The following is a 22746-nucleotide window of genomic DNA, read 5'->3' on the forward strand; positions in this document are numbered from 1 at the left end:
GCGTGTCCCTTCATTCTCCTGACGTTGTTCAGACTGGCCTATCCGGCTACTTGCCTGAACGGGTCGAGCGCGAGGTCGATCAGTCGGCGCTTGCGTACAACGATCTCACCGACCCCCAGCATGCCGTAGCGCAACGGGTAGCTCGTTTCACCGACTTCGATGTTCTCGCGGTCGATGTGGGCGCGCGCCTTGTAAACGATCTGCTTGCGATCCAACGCGCTGAGCGTGGCGGTTGGCGCGATGTAGTGCAGCGTGCCTTCGATGGCGCCGTAGCGCTGGAACGGAAACGCATTGAGTTTGAGCTTCAGCGTCATGCCTTCTCTGAGGAAGGCGCGGTTCTTCTCCGGGATCTCCAATTCGAACACCATCTTCGCTTCGCTCGGTGCGATGCCGGCGACCGGCTTCTTGCCGTCTACCTTGACGCCATCCTGGGTGGCTTCGACGTCGGTCAGTACACCGGTGGTCGGCGCACGCACCAACAGGAAGGCATCTTCATCGAGGTCATCGAAGCGGATGCGCTCGGCACTGCGTACCTCGGCCCGTGCCATGCGGACGGAGGCCTCGTTCTGCAGGTCACCCTGGTCGATCTGCGCCTGCTGTTCGGCAAGGCGTACCTTGAGGTTGGAAAGGCCTTCCGATTTCTTCTGAATCTCTTCGACGATCTTGAGCTTTTCTTTGGTCAACTCGAGTTCGAATTCGCTAAGCTCGGTCTTTTTCAGTTCGTACTCGGCGCGCTTCGATTGATACTCGCTACGTTTCTCGTCGACCTTGCGTGCCGAGATGCCGCCACCACCCTCGGTCTTACGCAGACGCACATGCGCCTGCCAGTCTTCGTAGGCGGCATTCATTGCCTGCTGGGCGCGCTTCAGGTTGACGTTGGCCTTCTGCAGCTTGAGCGTCTGTTGTTCCTTGAGTTTGGCCATGCTCTCTTCCATACGCTTGTCCTGAAGCTGCTGTTCAGATGCGATCTGCACCTTGATCAGCTCGAGGCGGGCCTCCATGCCTTTGCGTTGTTCGGGATAGAGCTCGGACTTCTGCTCAGCGACCTTGAGTTTGAGTTGCGCCGATTCCGCCGCAGTCGCTAGCTGAACCGCGCCCGGCGAGTTGATGCGCAGCAGTACATCGCCTTTCGATACCGGGCTGCCTTCGACCATGAAGTTGTCGACGATCTCACCTTCGATCGGCACATAGATGCGTTTGACCTCACCCTCGGGCGCGAGCATGCCGTTGGCCTTGACGATGACGTCGGCCTTGCCGAAGAACGACCAGGCGACGGCGGCGACGATCATCGCGAAGATCACCAGTATGCTGATCCGCATCAGCCGTGAGGGCTCAGAGGTCAGGATCTCCTGGCCGGCAAAATCATGATCATCGAGATTGAAGGGCGTATCGAGCGACTTGTCGTCTTTGTTGTTCATTCGGCATTCTCCTCTTCGACGCTCGGCAGCAGGGCCAACTTTTCCTGGGTCAGGGTCGGTCCCATGACCATGCCCAGATCGTTCAGCCACATCCGTTGGCGTTTGATTTCGAGTTTGATCTCTGTGTGGAGATCGCGATTGTTGGGTTGCAGTGTCTTGCCGATCGAGCTGTACAGCTGCGCGGCCTGTGTCGCCGTCGACAGCGCTTCGGACAAGCGCGTCGTCTGCTCACGGTAGGCATCCGTGATGGTCGGCTGAATTCGAATACCGCCGTCGATGCCGCCCGCATCGCGAAATGCTCGCCAGTGACCTCGTGCGGTATCGAACAAGGCATCGGCCTTGGTTGCGATCTCGCTGCTCGCTGCATGGAAGTCGCCGGCGACTGCCTTGCTGAAGTAGCTGTCGGCGCTCTGGTCGAGCATTGCGTTGAACATGATCAGTCTGTCGGTGTAGTCGTCTGCACCTTTGTTCGCGTTCAATTGGGCGAATGCGTCGCTGACCTGCTGGAAGTGCGCCTTCTTGTTGGCCGCAAGCCCGTCCCAGGCAGTTGCATCGAGCTTGTCGAGCTCTGCGATGGCCAGCGCGGTATCGCCCGCCTGCCATGCGTTGACGGCGCGTCGGTAGCCGTCAAGAAAATCTCCCGACGGCAGATACGACGCAGTCATCCACTCGTAGTGACTGATGAAAGGTTCTGTCGACGGCTTGTTGCTCTCCAACTGGTCGGTCACTGCGGCAAGTTTGCGGGCATCGATCGACGCCATCACTTCCCGGTATTGCTGCAAGTCGGTATCCAGCGCATTGACGCCGGTGACCGCGGGGTATTTGCTACGGAAGTTGGCGATGTCGTCGCTGACCGCCTCCAACGTGCGTTCGCGTTGCTCCGGCGTCTGCGGCATGCTTGCCCGCAGCTTCTTGGAGATACCCGCAGAGAGTTCGTTGATCGCCGTGACGTACAGTGACTTCGCGGCCCGCAGGTTGCGCAGGCGGCTGTACATGTCGCGACTGGTAGTCGCGAACTGCGGTACATACGTCGAAATCGTTTGCAGACTGCGGCGGTTGTTGGTCTCGTCTGCTTCCCAGCCGCTCAGCAGCGCTTTGAGCGCCGGTTCATCTTTGTAGATCGCGATCTGAATCTCCGAGCCGCCGTGTTCGGCAACGAAAGCGTACTGCTCGCTTATCCAGCCCAGGAGTTTCAACAAGCGGGCGCCTCGCGGATTGTTGCTGGTAAGCGCTTCGGCCTCTGCCAGCACGGCTTTGGCTGCATCAAATTCGGCTGCGTCGAGGTGCGTGGTCCACGCAGGGACGACATGGTTCATTAACGCGCGATCGGTGAGCGTCGCCAGGCTGCTTTCGGCATCGGCTGTCGGCAATGCCTCGTTACCGAGCTCGGCGGCTTGTTGGTACTTGCCGGCATCAATCAGCGACTCGATCTTTGACTCGTCACTCTTCGGCAGCAGATAAATGATGCCGGCGACGGCTACGACAACAAACACCAGCGCAGCGATCCGTGCCACCCAACGGCCGGAAGTGCCGGCCTGGCCCTGTGCCCCGCTGCCACGCGCATTGCTGCCGGCACCTTCGCGCTGGGCATCTGCACCGTCCGGATCGTTGTCGGCCTGTTCGCTGCACAGGATGTCCAGAAACGATGTTGCCGAGGAAACGAACACGGTTTTCGGTTCGTCCGCTTGCGGCGCTGATGCGGCTTCGGCTTCGGCTTCGGCTGCGACTGCTGCGGGTGCAGGCGTGTTGCCGGTGGTTGCCGTTGGCTTCGAGTCGTCGTTTGGTGTCTCGACGACCGCCTGACCGGTGCTTGTTGCCGGTGATGCCGGTTGCACAGGATCGGCCTTTGCCGACAACACGCGGGTGGCATCAGCATCGATTACCTGGGTGGCGCCCCCGGCATCGCCGAGACCGAGTGACACGGTGAACACAAAGAAGTCGCCGCCGAATGCAACGATTTCGCCACCGCTCAGTGCGTGCGGTTCTTCTTCAAGGCGTTGCTCGTTGACATAGGTACCGTTGGTGCTGCCCAGGTCCTCGATGAACAGTTTGCCGTCGCGCGAGAAGATGTGCGCATGGCGTCGCGACAGGAAGGCGACTTCATCGGGATACGCCTTTGCATACGCCGAGAATGGTTCGTTGCCCTTGCCGATCAGTACCGGCAGTTGCTGGAACACGACGCGTAGCACGCCTGACTGCGGGTGTTTCGGCTCGAGGGTCACGTTGAGCTTTGCCAACTGAGCAGTTTCGCTTTCGCTGGGTTTCTCTACGGCGGCCAGGTACTTGATGTCGCCACCGAAGTTGACTTCATCGCCACTGCGGATAACGACGGGGTCGGAGCCGACGCGTTGCGAGTTGACGTAGGTTCCGTTGCGGCTGCCAAGATCGCCGACGTAGTACTTCCCATCTTCGAAGAACAGCCTTGCATGGCGCCGAGACAGGCGTCCCGACAGCGCGCGAGGATAGGACGAGAACGGCTCGTCATTGCGGCCGACGGCCAGCATGCCCTCAGTGAGGCTCAAGGTAGCGAGGTCTGAATTGCCGATTGGAGTGAGCGTCAGGCTCATATACTTATTATCTCTTCTGAACTATGAGGGTCGGCCGTGCGCCCAGGGCGCACAAGCCGATCATGCAGCCTGCTATGCAGGTTTGATTATTCCTGACTAACGACTTCCGCGGGCCAGCCGCCACCCAGGGCTTTGTACAGGTTGACCATGTCCGCCAGGATCTGCTGGTGCGTGGTCAACAGGCTTTGTTGCGCGCCCAACAGGGATCGATCCGTTTCGAACACTTCAAGCTGTGAAACAAGACCTTCTTCGAGCTGGGCATATTGCACATTGCGCACAACCCGCAGGTTCGCAATCTGTTTGCGCAGTTCTTCTTTCTGCTGTTTGCGATAAGACACGTTCAATAACGCGGTCTCGACCTCTTCGTAGGCCTTGACCACCGTACTGCGATATTCCTCTTCTGCAACCTTCATATCGACCGTCTTGGACTTGATGTTGGTCTTGATGCTGGGGTCGAAGATAGGGATGCTGATCGACGGTGCCAGGCCGAAGGTCCAGGTTTTCAGCAGGCTCGAAAGCATGTTCGACGCACTGCCGGCCGAAGCTGTCAGCGAGATTTTCGGGAGCTGCGCCAAGCGCGCTTCACCAAGCAGGTTGTGCGCTGCCAACACGCGATACTCCTTGGACAGAATATCGGGACGACGCTTGAGCAGTTCCGACGGCAGCCCCGCCGGGATGTCGAGAATCTTCACCTTGTCGGTGAGGCGGCCACCGGGCACTTTCACCGAACCGGCCGGCACACCGATCAATGTCGCCAGCGTGAACTCCGCTTCACGGCGTTGCCGTTCGAGTTCCAATCGGTCGCGTTGCAACGTGTTGATCTCTGCGCGTTGCGACAACAGGCGCGATTCCGGCACCAGGCCTTCGCGCAGTTGGGCCGTGTAGATACGCAGCAGCTTTTCGTTGTGTTCGAGGGTCGCAGCCTGATTACGGATCTGTTCGTCGAACTGCAGTATCTCGAAGTAACGGGTCGCGACACTCGACACCAGGGTCAGGTAGGCCGCACGCCAGTCGGCTTCGGAGGCCTTGTACTCGGCTTCTTTGGCATTGACGGCTTTCTTGGCCTTGCCCCAGATATCCAGTTCCCAGTTCAGGCCGGTCGACTGCGTGTATGACTCGGTAGATGCCTGCCCTGACTGCTTCTGAAAACTACCGCCTGCCTGAAAGTTGACGGTCGGTTTGCGCAAGTTCTCGGCATCTTCGATCCCGAGACCTGCCTGTTCGAGGCGCAGGGCGAGGATTTTGAGATTGAAATCGCCATCGATCGCGCGATCAATGAGCTGATTGAGGTAGGGATCGGAAAAGCCATGCCACCAGTTCGGTTCTATGGCTTTCTTGGCCGCCGCGATATCGGCAAGCTCGGTGCCGCCGACCCAGTCCGCCTTCTGCGGTGCATCCGGAGATTTGTAATCAGGACCCGCGACCGACTTGCAGCCTGCACCGGTGAAGGCAAACAAAACTATTAAGCAGGATCCGAGCGCGATCAGCCCGGACCGTCCGGCACCAGCAGCGCTTCGCGTGCTGTTTCGACTAAAAATCGTCATGGCATTCCCCAGGGCCTGTGCGGCTATTTTTCCTGCCATCTCAGGCTTTTTTTATGAAACCTACAGCGACAGGAGAAAACAATCTAGGAAAACATCGTCCCGGTCGACCGACTTCACCCTGAAGCATGGTTGATCAGGGTGGATTCGTCATCGGGCTTACAGTTGTTTGCGTATTTTCCTACTCGTGTTCCGGTCGATTCGTCGACCGAAAAAACGGGGCCGAAGCCCCGTTCAATGACCGGCGCGTTGGCGCCGGTCTGTGAGTTCTTACTGGTAGAACTCGTTGTAGTGGTTGTGCTTGTACTGCTCACGCTTGTACTGGTACGAGGTGCGGTACTTGCGCGTCCAGCCCTTGCCGCTCAGGTACACGTTGCCGATGAAGCGACGGGTCGAGCGACCGGTGTAGCTCCAGGCGGACATCGAGCCGACGGTCGAGCCGAGGAATTCCCAAGCAACGCGGCCACCACCGACAACGGCGCTCATGGCGGCTTTGTCGAGATCAGCGTTCAGGGCCAGGTTTTCAATGTTCAGTGCGGTCATGGTCTCTCTCCAAAAATGTGTTCTTTCAGTGGTTCCGGGTTATCGAGCTTCGCGTCGTTGCGCTTGTTGGAGATATAGCGAGCGCCGTGCCAGGTTTGCCCGTTTCGCGGCGAAAAACTTTTAAGTATTTGTTTTTAATTAATAAAAAACTCATCCCTGAGTGTAGTGCGAGGGTCTGCAAGAGCTAGAGCAGGGTTGATATGTTTGGTGTAAACATACAAAAAATATAAAAGTGTTCGATGTTAAATCCAGCGCCGAGCGGCATAGAGCATCGTTTTGTGATGTGCGGACCGGGGTCTTTCGTTCCGCTCCGCTTGCAACCGAGCATTTGTAAGGCGTCAGGCGAAATTGACCTTTGCGTCATAGGCTGACTCAATCACCACGAACCGGATGATTGTGGGCAAACGGCAAGTGTCCGGTTCGATCCCCCCTTCGCCCGTCTCTGGGCGGCAAAAGGCGAAGCGGCTTGTCGAATAGTCATCGGTATTGGGCGTCTCGGCCCAGATCAGCGGGTCGGGAAGGGTGCGCGCCAGCCATGGCCTCCGCCTGATCGAGCGCGATCATCGGCGCAACCGCAACCGCAACCGCAACCGCGAGCGGCTGAAGCGGGCCGGACGGCATTGCAGCTCCGCCAACGACCCAAGTCGCGGGTTCGACGACACGGCCCGTCTCCATGTCATGGACCAGATTGAGAAGTGTGATCTCGGAAACGTCGCGCGTGGTCCTGTGAAAGGCATGCATGCTGGCCGAGAAGAAGAGCTCGGGGTTCGACACGCCGTGGGGATAGGCCTCGCCCCAGTGGGCGAGCCGGGTTCGGGGTCTTCGCACTGGCCCTGGAAACGGACGTTGCCGATTGTCCGCCCGTCCCCTTTGTCGTTCGCGGCGGGGCGTTCGACGGTCCCGGTCTCGCCCCAGAGGCCAAGGCTCGGCTAAACCTGGCGCATTAGCTGTAGAGACCGTCCGCCTCGGCCAGGATATTTTCCAGAACACCGGCGTCGATCTTGCGTTCGGCAAGCGGCGCGGCGCTGAAGTCTTCGTCGGGCTCAAGCTCGTAATAAGCAAGCCCGAGACCCGCTGCCGCATCCAGCGCCATCACGCCGCGCAACGCGGCGGCCACAGCGTTGTGATCGTTCCCGAAGAGCTCGCGTTCCAGAAGCGGCTTGCCAGCCGCGACCGCCCTGGCCTCTGCCGGTGCCATCCCGGTCAGCGACTTCAATTCCATCAGCGCCGAGGCCGGCCACTCCGCCCCCGAGGCGGTCACGATTATCTTGGACATGGTCAGAACTCCTCGGGCCAGGACGGGTTGTTCGGCGATCCGTATGTATCGTTCTGCCAGTTTCCACCATGCCGGCGATTGAAATGCTCGACCCGCGGCAGGCGTTCAGCTGACCAGACCGCGTTCGATCAGAGGGGTCAGGTAGTCCAGTCCGAAATCCTCGAAGATCTGCTGACCCTCGGCCATATCGGCCCGAAGCAGCGGATCGACCCTGTCGTCCTCCCGTCCCAGATCGCCCTGGGCTCGGGCAGGAGCGCCAGCGCAGCCTGCCAGCGCGCTACGGCACCGGCCGGGTCGTCATCGTCCAGCAGGTCGTTGCCTTCCGCGGAAAGCGCCTCGACCGAGGCGTAGATGTCGTCGGGCGGGCTGTCCCCGGCGGTCATCGTAGCATCTTGAGATAAGCGGCATGCTCACCCTCGAAGCCTACTTCGCCGTAGAGTTCGTAAATGCGTGCGAGCGTAAAGGCAGTAAAAACCATCTGTTTGTTGGCTTACAGTGGGCAGTCTCGCCTGATCGGCCCGGGCAGCCCGGGTATCTGCCGCCGGCCAGCCGCCGCCATGGTTGTGCCGCTGACGGCACAGCCCGAACGAAGTCATCCTGGCGTTGTCACCCCGTCTCGTCGAACAGCCCCTGCTGCGGTGGCGCCCAGCAGGGAGGCCGCCGGGTGGCTTCGGGCTTCGGCGCTTTTCTATCCAGGCGCGGCGCTACCTGGATGACCGCACGATCGAAGATGCCTGCCCGCCGCTGCGGGCCTTGTTGTACATCATGGCCGAAGGCAGCTACCGCGGTCGGGATGCTCACGATCCGGAGATACGTAAGCTGTTTACGCTCGATTATCTGTTGACGTCGGATTGGTGCCAGGAGCGCCTAGCCCGAACATTTCACCAGTCGAACATCGCCTTTGGTTTAAGTATCTGGAACGGCGAAGATTTCCTTGAATCGTTAGGCGAACGCCAAAAGGTCAGTTTGTACCCGGCGTCGTTCTATTCGGATTCCTGCGGTTTCTCGCTCGCTGCGGCTTGGCTTTCACTCAAGTCATAGCGACGGCTATGACTTTCGCTCCAAGCCGGCGCCCCAACGGCTGCGAAACGCGCCGGCTCTCCGAATACTGGTGAAATGTTCGGGCTAGAGATCAAAGAGCAGCGCAACGTGGCCTTATGGAAGCGGCATATCCACAGCCTGGAGGAGCTCCTGCATCTGGAACACTATGCGTCGGTTGCCGAGACTGTGTGCATGAGCGAACGCTTGGAACGGACCCGAGGGAAGCTATTGGCGGTGCAGAGTCCTGCCTATCTTGATTATGTGAGAGGCACCATCGGTGCCGATCCTTTGGGCCCTTACCGCGAGGCGCGTAGTGAGTATGGGGCGACTGAATCGAGCAGCAGGCGGGTCACCATGGCGTGATGCCAGGTGACGTCGGGTTATGTTGCGACGACAGTAGTTCGACCCAAAGTATCAGTGCAGCAGGCGGCTATCGTCGATCGCATCTACGTAGTCAGCATTAGACACTGGTGTGATCAGCGTGTGCAGCGTATCTGCCGGGTGCTTTATCCACCCGAGCTCACAAATGGGTCTTTGGAGTTCATTCTTTTCGAACGCATCAAGTTGTTTACGCCGTGCCTGAGCGGCAGCAAAGTTGTTCGCCCAGAACGCGTGGCCTATCCGCTGGTTTTCATGATAAGCGTGTAGATCATCGAACAGTGCATGTACCGCACTGCTTGCCTTTAACATTTCGCGCCAAGCCTCTTCCTCAGTGATTAGTCCAGCCATGAAGGCCTTGCGTGAAAGTGGGATAATGCGCCATAGATCCCATGCCCATATCAACTGGGCCGGCCGGTCACCAGCTGCTTTAAGCGTTGTCTCGACGGTCGCTAACGGCAGCTCGGTGAGATTTGCGACCCGATTCAACATCGCGTCTCCTTCCGGACCAAAAGCCGTTTCGATGAACTGTCGCGAGTGCACACCTGCACGCAGTTGATCGACAGTCGAGCGATATGCCATCGTAGATAAAATACGCCAGTCATTTTCAAGGCCAAGTTTCATTTCCTCACGTGTCGCTAATTTGAAGGTGCGAAACACGGGAGCGTCGCGCTCAAAGCGCGCCGCAGATGGCCAAAACTCGAGCGTCTCTGCCCAACTCCGTTCTGCGTTTACACCGTCGAGTTGTAAGGCTGCCCTCTTCTCATCGTCCAACGGGTAGGGAACGTTGCCAAGCGAATAATAGGTCTGCTGTTCTCGTGCTGGTGCCGAAGCCGCACGATGGGCTAGCAAATAGACTCCCAGCAAGCACACAATCGCTGTGCCGCCGAATGTGGCTACTGTGGGTAGCCCCCAGGCGGGTGGCTCGGGAGCATCGGAGAGAATGCCAAATAGTACAAGGCCTGAAGCCACAAGAACGATCGCTGCTGCAACGAGTACGCGCCCGCCGAGTTCTTGAGCGCGCGGTAGGTATTCGAAGGCTGCGAGCAGCCCAAGCGGGCGAACGGGAAAATGAGTCTCGCCAGGGTGGTTTTGCAACATGCTATTTCCGGACGCTCTTGAAAATCTTGCGCATGACGGCGCATTTTATACTCAGGAGATTAGTTGGATGACGCAAAGCAAACAAAGAATATGCACTGGCTTCAGGGATCGTTCAAACGTTCGACTCGCACGAAACCCGTGGTGATACTTGCTTACCCAAGCGGGAAGCTATCGTTCAACAAGCCGGCCTTACGACTGGTCCGCCTGTCTTGTCGAACTGGATTGAACCACGTCCGCTTACAATACTACGATGCGTGTTCGTGAAGATGTGCGTAAACAGACCTCCAAAATGATGAGTACGAATCGGGTTGGTCGCAAAATCAGCCGATCAATTCGTGATAGGCGTCGCGTAATGCTTGGGTGATAAACCCTGGGATAATCGGGGCGGTCCCTGTCTACTTCTCGTCGAGCATTTGAAGAATCTCATGACAGATACGCTGGATACCATTATTAAAATTATCGCCGGCTTGACAGTCGGCGCAGTGATTTTTGCTGGGTCTCGTTGGTGGGATATCCGACGAGCGCGCGCAGCACTAAAGCGCGCTGATGCCGACGAGTTGGGTTGGTTTAGCCGAATCCCACACAAGCATAATCGCAACCTAACGAGACAACTGAGTGTTGGCGCCATCCTCAGCGAGTCAAACCTGTTTCCTGTTAATGTCATAGATCCCTGCAAGCCCAAAGCGGAAATGCAGGATTGGTTACGTGGCGCGTGGAATGTTAACGGTCCGTCGGAAGCGATGATGCAGATCCAGGCGCTGCTCGACGGTACGCACGTGTATCTGTTTGATGAGATTTTGCAGCAGTCAACAGTGATGGATGAACATCAGCTACGCGAATATTTGTCTGGAGATCACGGGCCTCAAGGCGTCGCGGAAATCAATGAGTTCGTGGACAATTTTGTGAATGGACAGGCCACATTCCGCAATGCAGGTTACCTCGAAGCCAATGCGGCTGGTGAGCTGACGACATACGGATTCGATCTGGGGCGCGCCGTTACGGTGACACGAGTAGCGGTAGGCGCAGGCTATCTGTCAGAAGAAGAAGCCCGGCCTTTGATCGAGAAAGCAGCGAGTATCTGTACGCAACACTTCGCTTCCTGGAACGAATTCGCGCGTAGTTTCGTGCTGGGTCGCGGAATATGGGGGGGAGTTGACGACCCTAACTTCAACAATATGCAAGAGATTGCGAACTACTGGCTCACAGCCTCGGCAAGCCCATGGAATGTTGAAGGTTGGCTTGCATCCGGTAGTTCGTCGCCTGTGGCCCAACGTGGCTGACGCTATAAGTTCGAATTTTCAGAGCCGTCCGCTCGTTGTCGGCAATCTAAAATTTGTTTACGGATCATCGAGATTTCGGAATTCAGCCCGTAGCTGTTTGCAACTTAGTGTTGCGGGCTAGGTTGGAAATCAGCTAATCCTTTTGCCGGTTTCGCTGTTGCGAGGAATTCGCAAATTCGGGGAAGGGGGCTTCGCTAGGAATAATCCTTGCCGCCCAGTCAGTATCCGCCATCTGTCGCTTTGGCATGGGCGATCCATAGCGCACTCATCTCGATGAAATTGGGGTCCGTCGAAGCTTCGGCCATTGCTGATAGCGCCTCGGCAGCTTCGCGGAACGACCAGCCTCTCGCATTGAGATACCGCCATGCGCCGGGCATGTCGCCTTGGCTCAGACACTCACGGAAAGCCGCCGTTTTGTCCGTGTTCTGGTCGAGCCAGCCGGGAACCGTGGGTACATCTCCGAAGGTTTCAGGATCGAATTCGAATGCGAGGGCTGTAGGCGGCAAGGTCCGGCCGGGGACTGGGAATGCCCCGTCATAGGTTGCGGCATCCGTCGATTCCAGCGGCAGGGAGCCGGCAAAGGACGATAGCCCGGCGAGTCCGCTTGGCGCATCGCCCGTGTCGAGCGTCGCTTCGTCGATCTGATCCAGATCCGTGGCCTCATGTCGTGCAGCAAAGGCCCTGATCTCGTCCGTTATACCGTCGTGCAGCACGATCAGACGGGCGCATAGCAAATCGATCAACTGACGGTCGCTGCGTGCGATTTCATGCACGATATGGTCGCGCGAAACACTCATCTCGACAAAGCTGTCTGCCCGTTCCCCGAACCAGTTACGCCACAGACCGATATAGCACGGCAGGGAGCCGTCGCTCATTGCCGGAATGAGCGCAGGCGGGTAGCCGTACCACTCAGCCGGCGCGACGAAAGTGGGGAAAAGGCCGGTGATGTCGTCTTCGATCAGACCCGCGATCGCGCTATGGCCGAGAGCTTCGAACAGATGGGTCACGCTCATGCGGTTGCCAGGGAGGAAGTGGAGTAGACCGTTAGGGGATCAGTACACATGCTAGGGTGCGATAGGTCCAGCATAGATGTTTCCCGGATTGGACGTGGCCACACTGTGCAGCTGTGTATGCACATCCCGGATGTTTGCCGGAGCCAGATGACGCGGATCGACCGCCTCGGTCTCGCGCCAGAGGCCAAGACGTTCAGGTAAGGAACATAGCGCGGATTCGCGCGTCGCGCACGTTGCTTTCGACGAAGAAGCGGGGCGTCATGTCGGCATGGTTGCGGTGATCCCGTTCCGCTCCATGGGCAAGAAGCATCTCTAGAAGCTCGTACCCCTGGGGGAGGTTCACCACCTTGATCGCCTCCATCAACGCGGCCCAGAGCACCTGGTTGCCGTGCTTGTTTTCAAGCGTGACGTCCGCCCCACGCTCCAGAAGCACGCGAGCGGAGTCGATGTCCATGTTGGCCGCGGCCAGGTGCAGCGGCGTGTTGCCGTCGATGTTCTGCTGATCCATCCCCGCGCCGCGATCGAGGAAGAATGCCGTCAGACCGCGCTTCTTGGCGATGGCCGGGAACAGCACGTTCTGTCCCTTGGCGTCCGTAAAGCTGCAATCCATTCCGTCGAAGGTTGCGACGATTTCCTCGCGGTCGCCATAGGCGATGTTGGTTAGCAGTTCGTTTATGTTGGGCTTCATTTCGCTCACCAGTCCTCCATGAATTCGTGACTCCTGTTAGCGGGCGGATCTTCGGGATGGTAGTTGCCCGGGTTCCGAATTTCCTCGAGAAACTGCCGCTTCGTGATCTCTCCGTCCATGTAGCGACGGTGGAGTTCGCGGCGTTCCGGCACCTCAGGCTTGTCCCAAAGGCCTGGTCCGACCGTTCAGACGCAGGTATCAGAAAGTAATGAACGCGTCGTGGCTTAGGTAGTATTCGAACGCATTGAACAGATCGTCGATCGAGGCATCGGCCTTCTGTAGCTGGGCGTTCTCAACAATACTCTGCACTGTCTGGATGCCAATGACGTAGTTGAACGCATGCGAAATGGCGACATTGGGCAGATCCAGATCATCGTCTTCAATGTCGTCGGTATCATGCACGATGCAGGGCGTGTCAAGCGACCGGGGACGGTCGGGTGGCATGAAGAGCGCGTCGGACCAAGTCAAGCTGGTGGCATTCTCCAAAACAGTCCGCAAATCCATCAAATCATCCGACATGCCCCATTCTCCGTTGGACCGCTCCGGATCGGATGCAAGGGGCGCCGGAACCGGGGCGTTCAGGTCACCATGCCGCGTGTGATCAGAGAGGCCAGATAGTCCAGTATTTTTGCTCACTCAATGACGGTTCATCAACTCATCAGACGGCATGTGGTGAGACGTGATGTTATCCCCAGGTGAGCCACTGCGAATGAAGTCGCCGTAGGTGCCGATGTCGCCTTCTCCGGAACGCAAGCCTTGCGGACACCCCGCCAGCCCTAAGGGGGCGACCCAGCCGTTGGAATTGGCCGTATACCCCTATGGTCTTGTGCTCCCTGCCAGCCCTACCGGGTCGGGGCCGAGGCATTGGCCGGCCTCGGGGTCGTGGTAGCGGAAGCGGTTGTAGTGGAGGCCGCTCTCCTCGCCTCCCACTGGCCCTGGAAGCGGATCTTGCAGGTGGTCGCGCCGCCCGCGTTGTCGTTCGTCGCTCAAGCGCCTCGGTCTCGCCCCGAAGGTCGAGACGGCGCGTGATCACAGGTCAACGATTTCGCCGTCCTGGTTTTCGACCTGAAATTCTCAAATGGCCCTGAGAGCAGCAAGCATCCCGCTGACCTCCTTTCGAATCGTGTCGTTCCAAGATGAAATCTAGAGCAAAAGAAGCGGCGGCGCGAACAGCCCGACATCGTAAGTCCAACCGCTAGCGGGCGTAATGGCTTCTTTGGATGGCTGGCGGGCATGCGTCGCCCAAACAAAAAACGGGACCCGAAGGTCCCGTTTTTGGTAACCGACCGGCACCGAGGTGCCGGCGGTAGAGTGCTTACTGGTAGAACTCGTTGAAGTGGTTCAGTTTGTACTGAACGCGCTTGTACTGGTACGAGGTCTTGTACTTACGGGTCCAGCCTTTGCCGCTCAGGTACACGTTGCCGATGAAGCGACGGGTCGAACGACCGGTGTAGCTCCAAGCCGACATCGAACCGACGGTCGAGCCGAGGAATTCGTAGGCGACGCGGCCACCACCGACAACAGCGCTCATAGCGGCTTTGTCGAGATCAGCGTTCAGGGCCAGGTTTTCGATGTTCAGTGCGGTCATGGTCTCTCTCCAAAAATGTGTTCTTTCAGTGGTTCCGGGTTATCAAGCTTCGCGTCGTTGCGCTTGTAGGAGATATAGCGAGCGGCGTGCCAGGTTTGGTGATGCGCCTGCAAATCTTTCCTAAGTTGTTGTTTGTTCGAATGAATATTTCTTCGGCAACATTTATCGGCACATGGCGTCGAGAGATCTTGGTTAGAAAACGTTCGCTTTACAGAGACAGAAAATGCCGGGGTGTTGGTTCATGTTTCCATTTGGCCGTGTTCGGTCTGGCAGCCGGTTCGCGTCATCAAGTGGTGGGTAAGTGGGCCTGCTAAGTGCGTCTTTCCCGGCTTTTGTGCTCGGATCCGCGATGGGTTGTTGCCGTGCCTGGCTGCAGCAACGACACGTGGCGCATGGAGGTTCGCAATACGGGTAGCTCGTGAGGAGGTGTCTTAGTTGTCGGCTGAAGGCCAGGTATCGGGCCGCGGTGTGGGCACAAAAACGGGACCGCAAAGTCCCGTTCTTTGGATTACCGGTCGGTACTGATGTGCCGACGGCGGGCTGCTTACTTGAAGAACTCGTTGTAGTGGTTGTACTTGTACTGCTGGCGCTTGTACTGGTACGAGGTGCGGTACTTGCGGGTCCAACCCTTGCCGCTCAGGTACACGTTGCCGATGAAACGACGGGTCGAACGACCGGTGTAGCTCCAGGCCGACATCGAACCGACGCTCGAGCCGAGGAATTCCCAGCCAACACGGCCACCACCGACAATGGCGCTCATGGCGGCCTTATCCAGGTTCTTATCCAGTTCCAGGTTATCGATGGTCAATCCGGCCATGCTTTCTCTCCAAGTCAATCTGTTTGGATGATATCGCAAACTCAAAATTCGTGATGCTGCGCTTTGTAGAGTATAGCGAGTGACCTCACGCCCGTTTTGCTTGTTGCGTGGAAGGCTTCAACAGTGTCCTGCTCTTAACGAGGAAGATGGCTTCGGCATGGCGCAGGGTGTGAGCGACCGTTGCAAGCGGTATCCGAAAAGGCGCGTTGGTGGGCGATGTCTCTGCAGCGGGAGTGCCGCGTGGCTCACGCGTAGCTTTGGCCGATCGGCTACGACGGATATGCCGGGCACAAAAAACGGGACCCGAAGGTCCCGTTCTTTGGTTACCGACCGGCACCAGGGTGCCGGCGGTGGAGTTCTTACTGGTAGAACTCGTTGTAGTGGTTCAGTTTGTACTGAACACGCTTGTACTGGTACGAAGTGCGGTACTTACGCGTCCAGCCCTTGCCGCTCAGGTACACGTTGCCGAGGAAGCGACGGGTGGAACGGCCGGTGTAGCTCCATGCGGAGATCGAGCCGACGGTCGAGCCGAGGAATTCCCAGGCGACGCGGCCACCGCCGATCACGGCGCTCATAGCGGCATTGTCGATTTCTTTGTTCAGGGCCAGGTTGTCAATGGTCAGTGCAGTCATGGGTCTCTCCAAAAAGTCGTTGTCTGTGTCGTTTAAAGGTTGCTGCTCAGCGTTGTTGGCGCTTGTCTGGGATATAGCGAGCGGCGTGCCAGGTTTCGGAAAAGCGGCAGTCGAAACGCTTTAACTTACTGTTTATAAAGAAATAAAAATGTGCTGAAGGCTTTCGCTGTGTGGTCGCAGGTATCGCGGTGGATGCGATAGCTGTTGGCTTTGGAAAGACCTATCTGGGAATTTTGTCTGCTTATCCATACGCCTTGCCGGCGAGCGAAAAGGGGCGGTGTGCTCGCGTCCGTCGGCGTTCATAGGATTGGCGCTGCGTGATGGACGGACGGGGCGTGCAGGTCATGCTCAATTCGAAGGGGGTGGCTGGCGCACACAAAAAACGGGACCCGAAGGTCCCGTTCTTTGGTTACCGACCGGCACCGAGGTGCCGGTGGTGGAGTTCTTACTGGTAGAACTCGTTGAAGTGGTTCAGTTTGTACTGAACGCGCTTGTACTGGTACGAGGTACGGTACTTACGGGTCCAGCCTTTGCCGCTCAGGTACACGTTGCCGAGGAAACGGCGGGTCGAACGACCGGTGTAGCTCCAAGCCGACATCGAACCGACGGTCGAGCCGAGGAATTCGTAGGCGACGCGGCCACCACCGACAACAGCGCTCATAGCGGCTTTGTCGAGATCAGCGTTCAGGGCCAGGTTTTCGATGTTCAGTGCAGTCATGGTCTCTCTCCAAAAATGTGTTCTTCAGTAGTTCGGGTTATCAAGCTTCGCGTCGTTGCGCTTGTAGGGGATAAAGCGAGCGGCGTGCCAGGTTCTCCCTTGGCGAATGAAAAAGTCCATAACAGTATGTTTTTATAGGTAAAAAAAGTTTCCCAGCAGATGCTGTCCGCGGATAGCGAGTGCGCTGTCCCCCGGTATTAAGTTGGTTAAGAAGAGACGAAATACTACTTAGTGTTGGAATTAGACTTGTAGCCTGCTGAGTCGCCTGAGACCAGGTTTCTATGGGCGGGTCCGGCGCGGGCGTTTACGGCACGTATCATGGGTGTGACCGCGGGTGCCAGAAAAATGGGGCGCTAAGGCCCCATTTCGTGAATGCCCAAACTCAGCCGGGCATCGGTCAGGCTTTATTGGTAGAAGTCGTCGTAGTGGTTGTATTTGAACTGGCAGCGCATGTACTGGTACGAAGCGCGATACTTGCGTGCCCAACCCTTGCCGCTCAGGTAGACGTTGCCCAAGAAGCGGCGTGTTACACGGCCGGTATAGCGCCAGGGTGTCCAGGCGGTGATTGTCGATCCGACGAACCGCCGGCAGACGAGGCCGGCGCCGATGATCGCGCGTAGCGCGCTGTTGTCGAAGCAACGATGTCGCTCCAGGTTTTCGATGGTCAATGTGGTCATGGGTTTCTCCAATATCCGTTTGATGGTTTAAGTGGTCCTGCTTGGCGTTGTTCACGCTCCAATCTGACATTGCGAGCGGCGTGCCAGCCGGGTTATCAAATGGAGCGATAATTCCATAACCCCCTGTTTTCAGGGTGCCTTCGCAGCTCTTGGCAAATGAATAGCTGGTTCGCAGCTGTTCCTGCAGCTGTCTAAATGTCCGCGCGGTGCTGACTTGCGAGCGAGTAGTGTCGGTTCGTTTTTTTGTTGCTTGGCGGCGTATCGCTGTTGGCATTGCCAACCCGGTTGCGTAGCCGCCAACTATCGCGCGTCTGCGATGAGGGCGTCTGTGGGGGACCAAACTTCGCGCCGTAACGAGTGATGCGCGGCAAAGGGTCGCGTCCCTTGGCTTGCGTGCCGGACCAGATAGGGGGGTGTTATGCGAGCCGACGAGTGGTCGTACAAAAAACGGGACCCGAAGGTCCCGTTTCGTGGTTACCGACCGGCAGCGAGGTGCCGGCGGTGGAGTTCTTACTGGTAGAACTCGTTGTAGTGGTTGTGCTTGTACTGCTCACGCTTGTACTGGTACGAGGTGCGGTACTTGCGGGTCCAGCCTTTGCCGCTCAGGTACACGTTGCCGATGAAGCGACGGGTCGAGCGACCGGTGTAGCTCCAGGCCGACATCGAGCCGACGGTCGAGCCGAGGAATTCCCAAGCAACGCGGCCACCACCGACAACGGCGCTCATAGCGGCTTTGTCGAGATCAGCGTTCAGGGCCAGGTTTCCAATGTTCAGTGCGGTCATGGTCTCTCTCCAAAATGTTCTTTCAGTGGTTTCGGGTTATCAAGCTTCGCGTCGTTGCGCTTGTTGGAGATATAGCGAGCGGCGTGCCAGTTCTGATTTTTGCTGTGCAGATAAATTGCAAATTATTGTTTTTAAAAAATAAATAATCTCTAGTCGGGACTGCCATCCCGAAATCATGAGGAGCCGCTACTGCTTAGTAGTTTGTGGTAGAGGAACGAATAATTAGCAACTGTTGGGTAGCGCCTTGCCTCTCACGTGTAGGTGTCGCCTGCCGCATTGCATTGTCGGGCGCCGCCTGGGTGAGTGATTGGTGGAAGCATGGCGTGCTCGACCGGGCTCCGGCCCGTGGTCCGGGTGCGTGGCGCCGGGCGTGCTGATTCTCTTCGGGAGCGGCCTTGGGCTCGAAGGAGGGCGCTTAGTCGCCAGAGCGAGTTGAGCGCGTGTGCGTTTACCACTATGCGAATAGCCGGCGCGTTGCTGTCCGCGCGCTTGTCTGCGTCGCCGAACTCGTGCGGTGAGACTGCCGGCCGCAGGCGGGTAAGCACGCGCCCGTTTGCCGGGCGCAGACCGTATGTGGCCATTCGGGCACAAAAAACGGGACCTGAAGGTCCCGTTCTTTGGTTACCGACCGGCACCGAGGTGCCGGTGGTGGAGTTCTTACTGGTAGAACTCGTTGAAGTGGTTCAGTTTGTACTGAACGCGCTTGTACTGGTACGAGGTACGGTACTTACGGGTCCAGCCTTTGCCGCTCAGGTATACGTTGCCGATGAAGCGACGAGTCGAACGGCCGGTGTAGCTCCAAGCCGACATCGAACCGACGGTCGAGCCGAGGAATTCGTAGGCGACGCGGCCACCACCGACAACAGCGCTCATAGCGGCTTTGTCGAGATCAGCGTTCAGGGCCAGGTTTTCGATGTTCAGTGCGGTCATGGTCTCTCTCCAAAAATGTGTTCTTTCAATGGTTTCGGGTTATCAAGCTTCGCGTCGTTGCGCTTGCAGGAGATATAGCGAGCGGCGTGCCAGGTTTGGCGAAAACTGATCGAGAAACTTGTAACATACTGTTCCCAAATGAAAATTAAATTTTTTCATCAAGTGCGGGCGGGGAGGCGCACATCGCAGGATGTAATGTATGTCTGACCTGAGAAAACGATTCTGAGTGGAATGTTGGGTAGATCCGCTCAGATTAGGCAGTCACGCAGCGCTGGCTCGGGCGATGTCGAATCACCCCGCATACACCGGCTTGAAAGAGGTCGCGCGACGATGCTTTTCAACGATTGGACTCGGTCAGGGTCTGGTCGAACGCGTAGAGCTGGCGGTGTGAATCGCGGGCATTCTGCGCGACAAACAAAAAAAACGGGACCCGAAGGTCCCGTTTTGTGGTTACCAGCCGGCACCGAGGTGCCGGTGGTGGAGTTCTTACTGGTAGAACTCGTTGAAGTGGTTCAGTTTGTACTGAACGCGCTTGTACTGGTACGAGGTACGGTACTTACGGGTCCAGCCTTTGCCGCTCAGGTACACGTTGCCGAGGAAGCGACGGGTCGAACGACCGGTGTAGCTCCAAGCCGACATCGAACCGACGGTCGAGCCGAGGAATTCGTAGGCGACGCGGCCACCACCGACAACAGCGCTCATAGCGGCTTTGTCGAGATCAGCGTTCAGGGCCAGGTTTTCGATGTTCAGTGCGGTCATGGTCTCTCTCCAAAAATGTGTTCTTTCAGTGGTTCCGGGTTATCAAGCTTCGCGTCGTTGCGCTTGCAGGAGATATAGCGAACGGCGTGCCAAGTCGACCGCCTGCACCTGGAATTGACAAATAAAATACTGAAAAATAAAGATAAAAATTGACTTCGCGGAATCGCGCCACAAGCCAGAGTGTTGTGCGGCGCCTGATGGAAGTGCTTGCTGGCAAGACGAAATTCGAATGCTTGTCTGCATTGCAGAAACAAACCGCCGGATATGGGGATTCCGGATTGTTGGCCGTCGACCGCGTTCATGCTTCTGCAACGAAGCCTTCACGCCCGCGCCGCAAATCGGAAATAGATTCTCGTTAGCGTGCATGCAGATTTCGCCGACATCCGGCGACTCGCAACAATAACCGGGGATCTCAAAGAAATGCGTTTGAAACTCACCCTATTGGCGGTGTCCGCATCGCTGTGCGCCAGTGCGCTGGCATTCGACCGCGACTGGAAGCCGAGCAAGCACACCAAGCCGCACCATACTCCGCGGCACGCTGATAGCGTTCAGCTCGGTCCGCGTCCGTTCTTTCTGGTCGACAACATGGACGATTCTCAACTGAAGGATGCGCTCGAGCAGTGCAAGGACGGACCTTTCTACAAGACCGATTTTTCGATTGGGCACCGCGGCGCGGCGCTGCAGTTCCCCGAGCACACCAAAGAGTCTTACATCGCCGGCGCGCGCATGGGTGCAGGTATCGTCGAATGCGATGTCACCTTTACCAAGGACCGCGAGTTGGTGTGCCGCCATTCGCAGTGCGATCTGCATACCACGACCAACATCCTGCTGACCCCGCTGGCCGAAAAATGCTCCGTGCCTTTTTCCCCTTACGGCACCGAGGTCGACGAAAATGGTGAACCACTGCCTGCCAGCGCCATGTGCTGCACCAGCGATATCACGCTCGACGAGTTCAAGTCCCTGAAGGGAAAGATGGACGCTTCGAACCCGCTGGCGACAACGGTTGAAGAGTATGTCGGCGGCACCGCCGATTGGCGCACCGATCTGTATGCCGGAACCGACAAGCTCAACAGTCTCGGGACGCTGATGTCGCACAAGGAAAGCATCGAGTTGTTCAAGGAACTGGACGTGAAGATGACACCCGAGCTCAAGACGCCAAGTGTAGAGATGCCCTACGACGGCGAATACACACAACAAGAATACGCGCAGCAGATGATCGATGAATACAAAGAGGCCGGTGTGTCGCCGCGCGATGTGTATGCGCAATCGTTCAATTTCGAAGACGTGGTGTACTGGATTCAGAACGAGCCGCGCTTCGGCAAACAGGCCGTTTACCTCGACGACTCTTACGAGACGATGGAGGCAGAGGCGTTCGAAGAGTTGATGGGTAGCCGCCGCGCGTTGCGAAGCTACATGCAGGAGATCAGCAATTCCGGTGTGCGCATCATCGCGCCGCCGATGTGGATGCTGCTGACGACGACCGACGATGGTGAGATCGTTCCGTCGCTGTATGCGCGCATGGCCAAGCGTACCGGCTTGAAGATCATCACCTGGACGCTGGAGCGTTCGAACCTGACCGATGGTGGCGGAGACTGGTACCACCAGACGACGGTCGGTGCAGTGGAGAAACCGGGCGACAAGTTCAAGGCGCTCGATGCGCTGGCGAAGAAGGTCGGCGTCATCGGTGTGTTCAGTGATTGGCCGGCCACGGTCACCTATTACGCCAGCTGCAAAGGGTTGCGTTGATCGGCCGGGTCGCTATCGGCCCTGAATGAAAAACGCCGGCTGTGAGCCGGCGTTCTTTTGAGTGTTGCGCGATCAGATGGGTAGCGTGTTTGTGTCGTCGTAGGCCGGTGGCTGCAATTCGACGATCGATGCGGCTATATCGAAGCCGTCGCTGCGTTCGGTGCACCTCACCACTTCGATCTCGGCCTCGAGCGGTGGGGTGATCGGGCGCATTGGTCTGACGCCGATCTGCAGGCGATCGCCGCGGTCGAGTTCGCGCGGGCTGATGAAACGCATGCCGCTGGCGCTCAGGTCCAGCAATTGCCCATAGTCTGCTTCGTCCTTTCCGGTCGTCAGCATCGATATCGGGCAGTTCATCGGCATACGGATGAAGTTCCGTTTTTCCGAATAATCGATCATTCGTCCCACTCCTCACAAGATATTGGGATTACGCGTTATTCGACCACCACTGCTTGGGGAGACTAGACGAAGACGCCACGCCTCGTAAGGAATTAAAGTAATGCATCGGCCTTATTGTGGCGTGTTGTCGAAGACATGGGATCATGTTGCCGACATCGCGATTGCCGGTGGCGAGCCCTTGGGCTGCTTTGCCGGTGCAATGCCTTGCTTTTGACTGCTCGGCTAGGTGACTGTGCAACCGTCGGGCCGGCCCAGTCAGCGCCAGCCGATTTGCCCGGGGCGTCTGCCGAACGCGGTCGGCCAGCGTATTGGGCACTTGTGCGCATTGCGATGGTCTCAACTAATCAAAACGCAATAATGATTGCGCCTGGCCACAGGTGCCCAACCGATATGCTGAACAAACTCAAAAGCTTTTTCACGACCGAGCCCGAAGCATCGCAAGACAACGATGCTGCGTTACACCTTGCGGCCGCGGTACTGCTGATCGAGGTCGCCAAATCCGACCATTCGCTGGATAAACTCGAGCTCGACCAACTCAGGGGGGTGCTGCAGAAGGAATGGGGTCTGAGCGATGCCGACCTTGCAGACTTGGTCGACGTCGCGCGCGACAAGGCCGAACAGCACACCTCGCTGCACCAGCAGATCGACCTGATCAACGGCAACTTCGATATGCCGCGCAAGCTCGCTTTGATGGAAGGGCTGTGGGGTGTCGCCTGCGCCGACGGCCAGATTCACCACTACGAAGAACTGCTGATACGCCGCCTGGCCGATCTGATGTATGTGTCGCACTCCGATTTCATCCGCACCAAGCACCTGGCGCTCGACGCGCGCGGCACGGATTGACCACGTCG

Annotated in this window: 26 protein-coding genes; 5 read left to right on the top strand and 21 right to left on the bottom strand. The window is 57.7% G+C overall.

Going from position 1 to position 22746, the window contains the following annotated elements:
* Nucleotides 1-38: 38 nt before the first annotated feature.
* The 3 genes from B1781_RS02130 to B1781_RS02140 form a co-directional block, all read right to left on the bottom strand.
* Nucleotides 39-1418 carry an HlyD family efflux transporter periplasmic adaptor subunit gene (locus B1781_RS02130; protein WP_078118102.1) on the bottom strand — a complete coding sequence of 460 codons (1380 nt, stop codon included), beginning with the start codon at nucleotides 1416-1418 and terminating at the stop codon, nucleotides 39-41.
* On the bottom strand, nucleotides 1415-3985 hold the full coding sequence (locus B1781_RS02135; protein ID WP_078118103.1) for an FHA domain-containing protein: 2571 nt from the start codon (nucleotides 3983-3985) through the stop codon (nucleotides 1415-1417). The genes B1781_RS02130 and B1781_RS02135 overlap by 4 nt, the downstream gene beginning before the upstream one ends.
* Before the next feature lie 86 nt (nucleotides 3986-4071).
* The gene (locus tag B1781_RS02140; RefSeq protein ID WP_334223855.1) at nucleotides 4072-5442 is read right to left on the bottom strand and encodes an efflux transporter outer membrane subunit; all 1371 of its coding nucleotides are present in this window, start codon (nucleotides 5440-5442) and stop codon (nucleotides 4072-4074) included.
* Here B1781_RS02140 and B1781_RS23065 point away from each other — a divergent pair.
* Complete coding sequence (locus B1781_RS23065; RefSeq protein WP_164513184.1) at nucleotides 5429-5662, top strand: hypothetical protein; 234 nt, start codon at nucleotides 5429-5431, stop codon at nucleotides 5660-5662. The genes B1781_RS02140 and B1781_RS23065 overlap by 14 nt on opposite strands.
* Nucleotides 5663-5796: 134 nt before the next feature.
* Here the strand turns inward: B1781_RS23065 and B1781_RS02145 are convergent, their stop codons facing one another.
* From B1781_RS02145 to B1781_RS02160, 3 genes are all read right to left on the bottom strand, one after another.
* Nucleotides 5797-6069: a hypothetical protein gene (locus B1781_RS02145; RefSeq protein ID WP_078118105.1), complete on the bottom strand. Its 273-nt coding sequence runs from the start codon at nucleotides 6067-6069 to the stop codon at nucleotides 5797-5799.
* Nucleotides 6070-7012: 943 nt separating this feature from the next.
* Nucleotides 7013-7345, bottom strand: coding sequence for a hypothetical protein (locus B1781_RS02155; protein ID WP_078118107.1), 333 nt, complete (start codon nucleotides 7343-7345; stop codon nucleotides 7013-7015).
* 137 nt (nucleotides 7346-7482) lie between these two features.
* On the bottom strand, nucleotides 7483-7728 hold the full coding sequence (locus B1781_RS02160; RefSeq protein ID WP_078118108.1) for a hypothetical protein: 246 nt from the start codon (nucleotides 7726-7728) through the stop codon (nucleotides 7483-7485).
* A gap of 220 nt (nucleotides 7729-7948) precedes the next feature.
* Between B1781_RS02160 and B1781_RS23070 the strand changes: the two genes are divergently transcribed.
* The gene (locus B1781_RS23070) at nucleotides 7949-8386 is read left to right on the top strand and encodes a hypothetical protein (RefSeq protein ID WP_164513218.1); all 438 of its coding nucleotides are present in this window, start codon (nucleotides 7949-7951) and stop codon (nucleotides 8384-8386) included.
* Nucleotides 8387-8800: 414 nt separating this feature from the next.
* Here the strand turns inward: B1781_RS23070 and B1781_RS02175 are convergent, their stop codons facing one another.
* On the bottom strand, nucleotides 8801-9865 hold the full coding sequence (locus B1781_RS02175) for a DUF1266 domain-containing protein (protein ID WP_078118111.1): 1065 nt from the start codon (nucleotides 9863-9865) through the stop codon (nucleotides 8801-8803).
* 425 nt (nucleotides 9866-10290) lie between these two features.
* On the opposite strand from B1781_RS02175, the gene B1781_RS02180 reads away from it, so the two are divergent.
* Entirely contained in the window at nucleotides 10291-11145 is an 855-nt protein-coding gene (locus B1781_RS02180) for a DUF1266 domain-containing protein (protein WP_078118112.1), read from the top strand.
* Nucleotides 11146-11363: 218 nt separating this feature from the next.
* On the opposite strand, the gene B1781_RS02185 is transcribed toward B1781_RS02180, so the two are convergent.
* From B1781_RS02185 to B1781_RS23075, 13 genes are all read right to left on the bottom strand, one after another.
* Nucleotides 11364-12158, bottom strand: a complete 795-nt coding sequence (locus B1781_RS02185) for a hypothetical protein (RefSeq protein ID WP_078118113.1) — start codon at nucleotides 12156-12158, stop codon at nucleotides 11364-11366.
* A gap of 193 nt (nucleotides 12159-12351) precedes the next feature.
* Nucleotides 12352-12846, bottom strand: a complete 495-nt coding sequence (locus B1781_RS02190; protein ID WP_078118114.1) for an ankyrin repeat domain-containing protein — start codon at nucleotides 12844-12846, stop codon at nucleotides 12352-12354.
* A 5-nt stretch (nucleotides 12847-12851) separates the two neighbouring features.
* Nucleotides 12852-12998, bottom strand: coding sequence for a GH-E family nuclease (locus B1781_RS23525; protein ID WP_408646327.1), 147 nt, complete (start codon nucleotides 12996-12998; stop codon nucleotides 12852-12854).
* A gap of 46 nt (nucleotides 12999-13044) precedes the next feature.
* Nucleotides 13045-13482, bottom strand: coding sequence for a DUF7716 domain-containing protein (locus tag B1781_RS02200; protein ID WP_125931831.1), 438 nt, complete (start codon nucleotides 13480-13482; stop codon nucleotides 13045-13047).
* Between the two features lie 679 nt (nucleotides 13483-14161).
* A complete protein-coding gene (locus B1781_RS02205) occupies nucleotides 14162-14434 on the bottom strand; it encodes a hypothetical protein (RefSeq protein ID WP_078118117.1) in 273 nt (90 codons plus the stop codon).
* A gap of 544 nt (nucleotides 14435-14978) precedes the next feature.
* Nucleotides 14979-15251 (bottom strand): hypothetical protein, encoded by a 273-nt coding sequence (locus tag B1781_RS02210; RefSeq protein WP_078118118.1) that lies wholly within the window; start codon nucleotides 15249-15251, stop codon nucleotides 14979-14981.
* Between the two features lie 359 nt (nucleotides 15252-15610).
* Nucleotides 15611-15883 (bottom strand): hypothetical protein, encoded by a 273-nt coding sequence (locus B1781_RS02215; protein ID WP_078118119.1) that lies wholly within the window; start codon nucleotides 15881-15883, stop codon nucleotides 15611-15613.
* Nucleotides 15884-16328: 445 nt separating this feature from the next.
* Nucleotides 16329-16601 carry a hypothetical protein gene (locus B1781_RS02220; protein ID WP_078118120.1) on the bottom strand — a complete coding sequence of 91 codons (273 nt, stop codon included), beginning with the start codon at nucleotides 16599-16601 and terminating at the stop codon, nucleotides 16329-16331.
* Nucleotides 16602-17005: 404 nt separating this feature from the next.
* Entirely contained in the window at nucleotides 17006-17278 is a 273-nt protein-coding gene (locus B1781_RS02225; protein ID WP_078118121.1) for a hypothetical protein, read from the bottom strand.
* Nucleotides 17279-17788: 510 nt separating this feature from the next.
* Nucleotides 17789-18061, bottom strand: coding sequence for a hypothetical protein (locus tag B1781_RS02230; RefSeq protein ID WP_078118122.1), 273 nt, complete (start codon nucleotides 18059-18061; stop codon nucleotides 17789-17791).
* Nucleotides 18062-18718: 657 nt separating this feature from the next.
* Nucleotides 18719-18991: a hypothetical protein gene (locus tag B1781_RS02235; protein WP_078118123.1), complete on the bottom strand. Its 273-nt coding sequence runs from the start codon at nucleotides 18989-18991 to the stop codon at nucleotides 18719-18721.
* A 486-nt stretch (nucleotides 18992-19477) separates the two neighbouring features.
* Nucleotides 19478-19750, bottom strand: a complete 273-nt coding sequence (locus B1781_RS02240; RefSeq protein WP_078118120.1) for a hypothetical protein — start codon at nucleotides 19748-19750, stop codon at nucleotides 19478-19480.
* Nucleotides 19751-19792: 42 nt separating this feature from the next.
* A complete protein-coding gene (locus tag B1781_RS23075) occupies nucleotides 19793-20116 on the bottom strand; it encodes a hypothetical protein (protein WP_164513219.1) in 324 nt (107 codons plus the stop codon).
* A gap of 54 nt (nucleotides 20117-20170) precedes the next feature.
* Between B1781_RS23075 and B1781_RS02245 the strand changes: the two genes are divergently transcribed.
* Complete coding sequence (locus B1781_RS02245) at nucleotides 20171-21496, top strand: glycerophosphodiester phosphodiesterase family protein (protein ID WP_078121881.1); 1326 nt, start codon at nucleotides 20171-20173, stop codon at nucleotides 21494-21496.
* A 72-nt stretch (nucleotides 21497-21568) separates the two neighbouring features.
* On the opposite strand, the gene B1781_RS02250 is transcribed toward B1781_RS02245, so the two are convergent.
* A complete protein-coding gene (locus tag B1781_RS02250; RefSeq protein WP_078118124.1) occupies nucleotides 21569-21895 on the bottom strand; it encodes a PilZ domain-containing protein in 327 nt (108 codons plus the stop codon).
* A 390-nt stretch (nucleotides 21896-22285) separates the two neighbouring features.
* On the opposite strand from B1781_RS02250, the gene B1781_RS23080 reads away from it, so the two are divergent.
* Nucleotides 22286-22738: a tellurite resistance TerB family protein gene (locus B1781_RS23080; protein WP_164513220.1), complete on the top strand. Its 453-nt coding sequence runs from the start codon at nucleotides 22286-22288 to the stop codon at nucleotides 22736-22738.
* Nucleotides 22739-22746 lie beyond the last annotated feature (8 nt).

The sequence above is a fragment of the Thiosocius teredinicola genome (assembly GCF_002009425.1).
GTDB classification, from domain to species: Bacteria; Pseudomonadota; Gammaproteobacteria; order Chromatiales; family Chromatiaceae; genus Thiosocius; species Thiosocius teredinicola.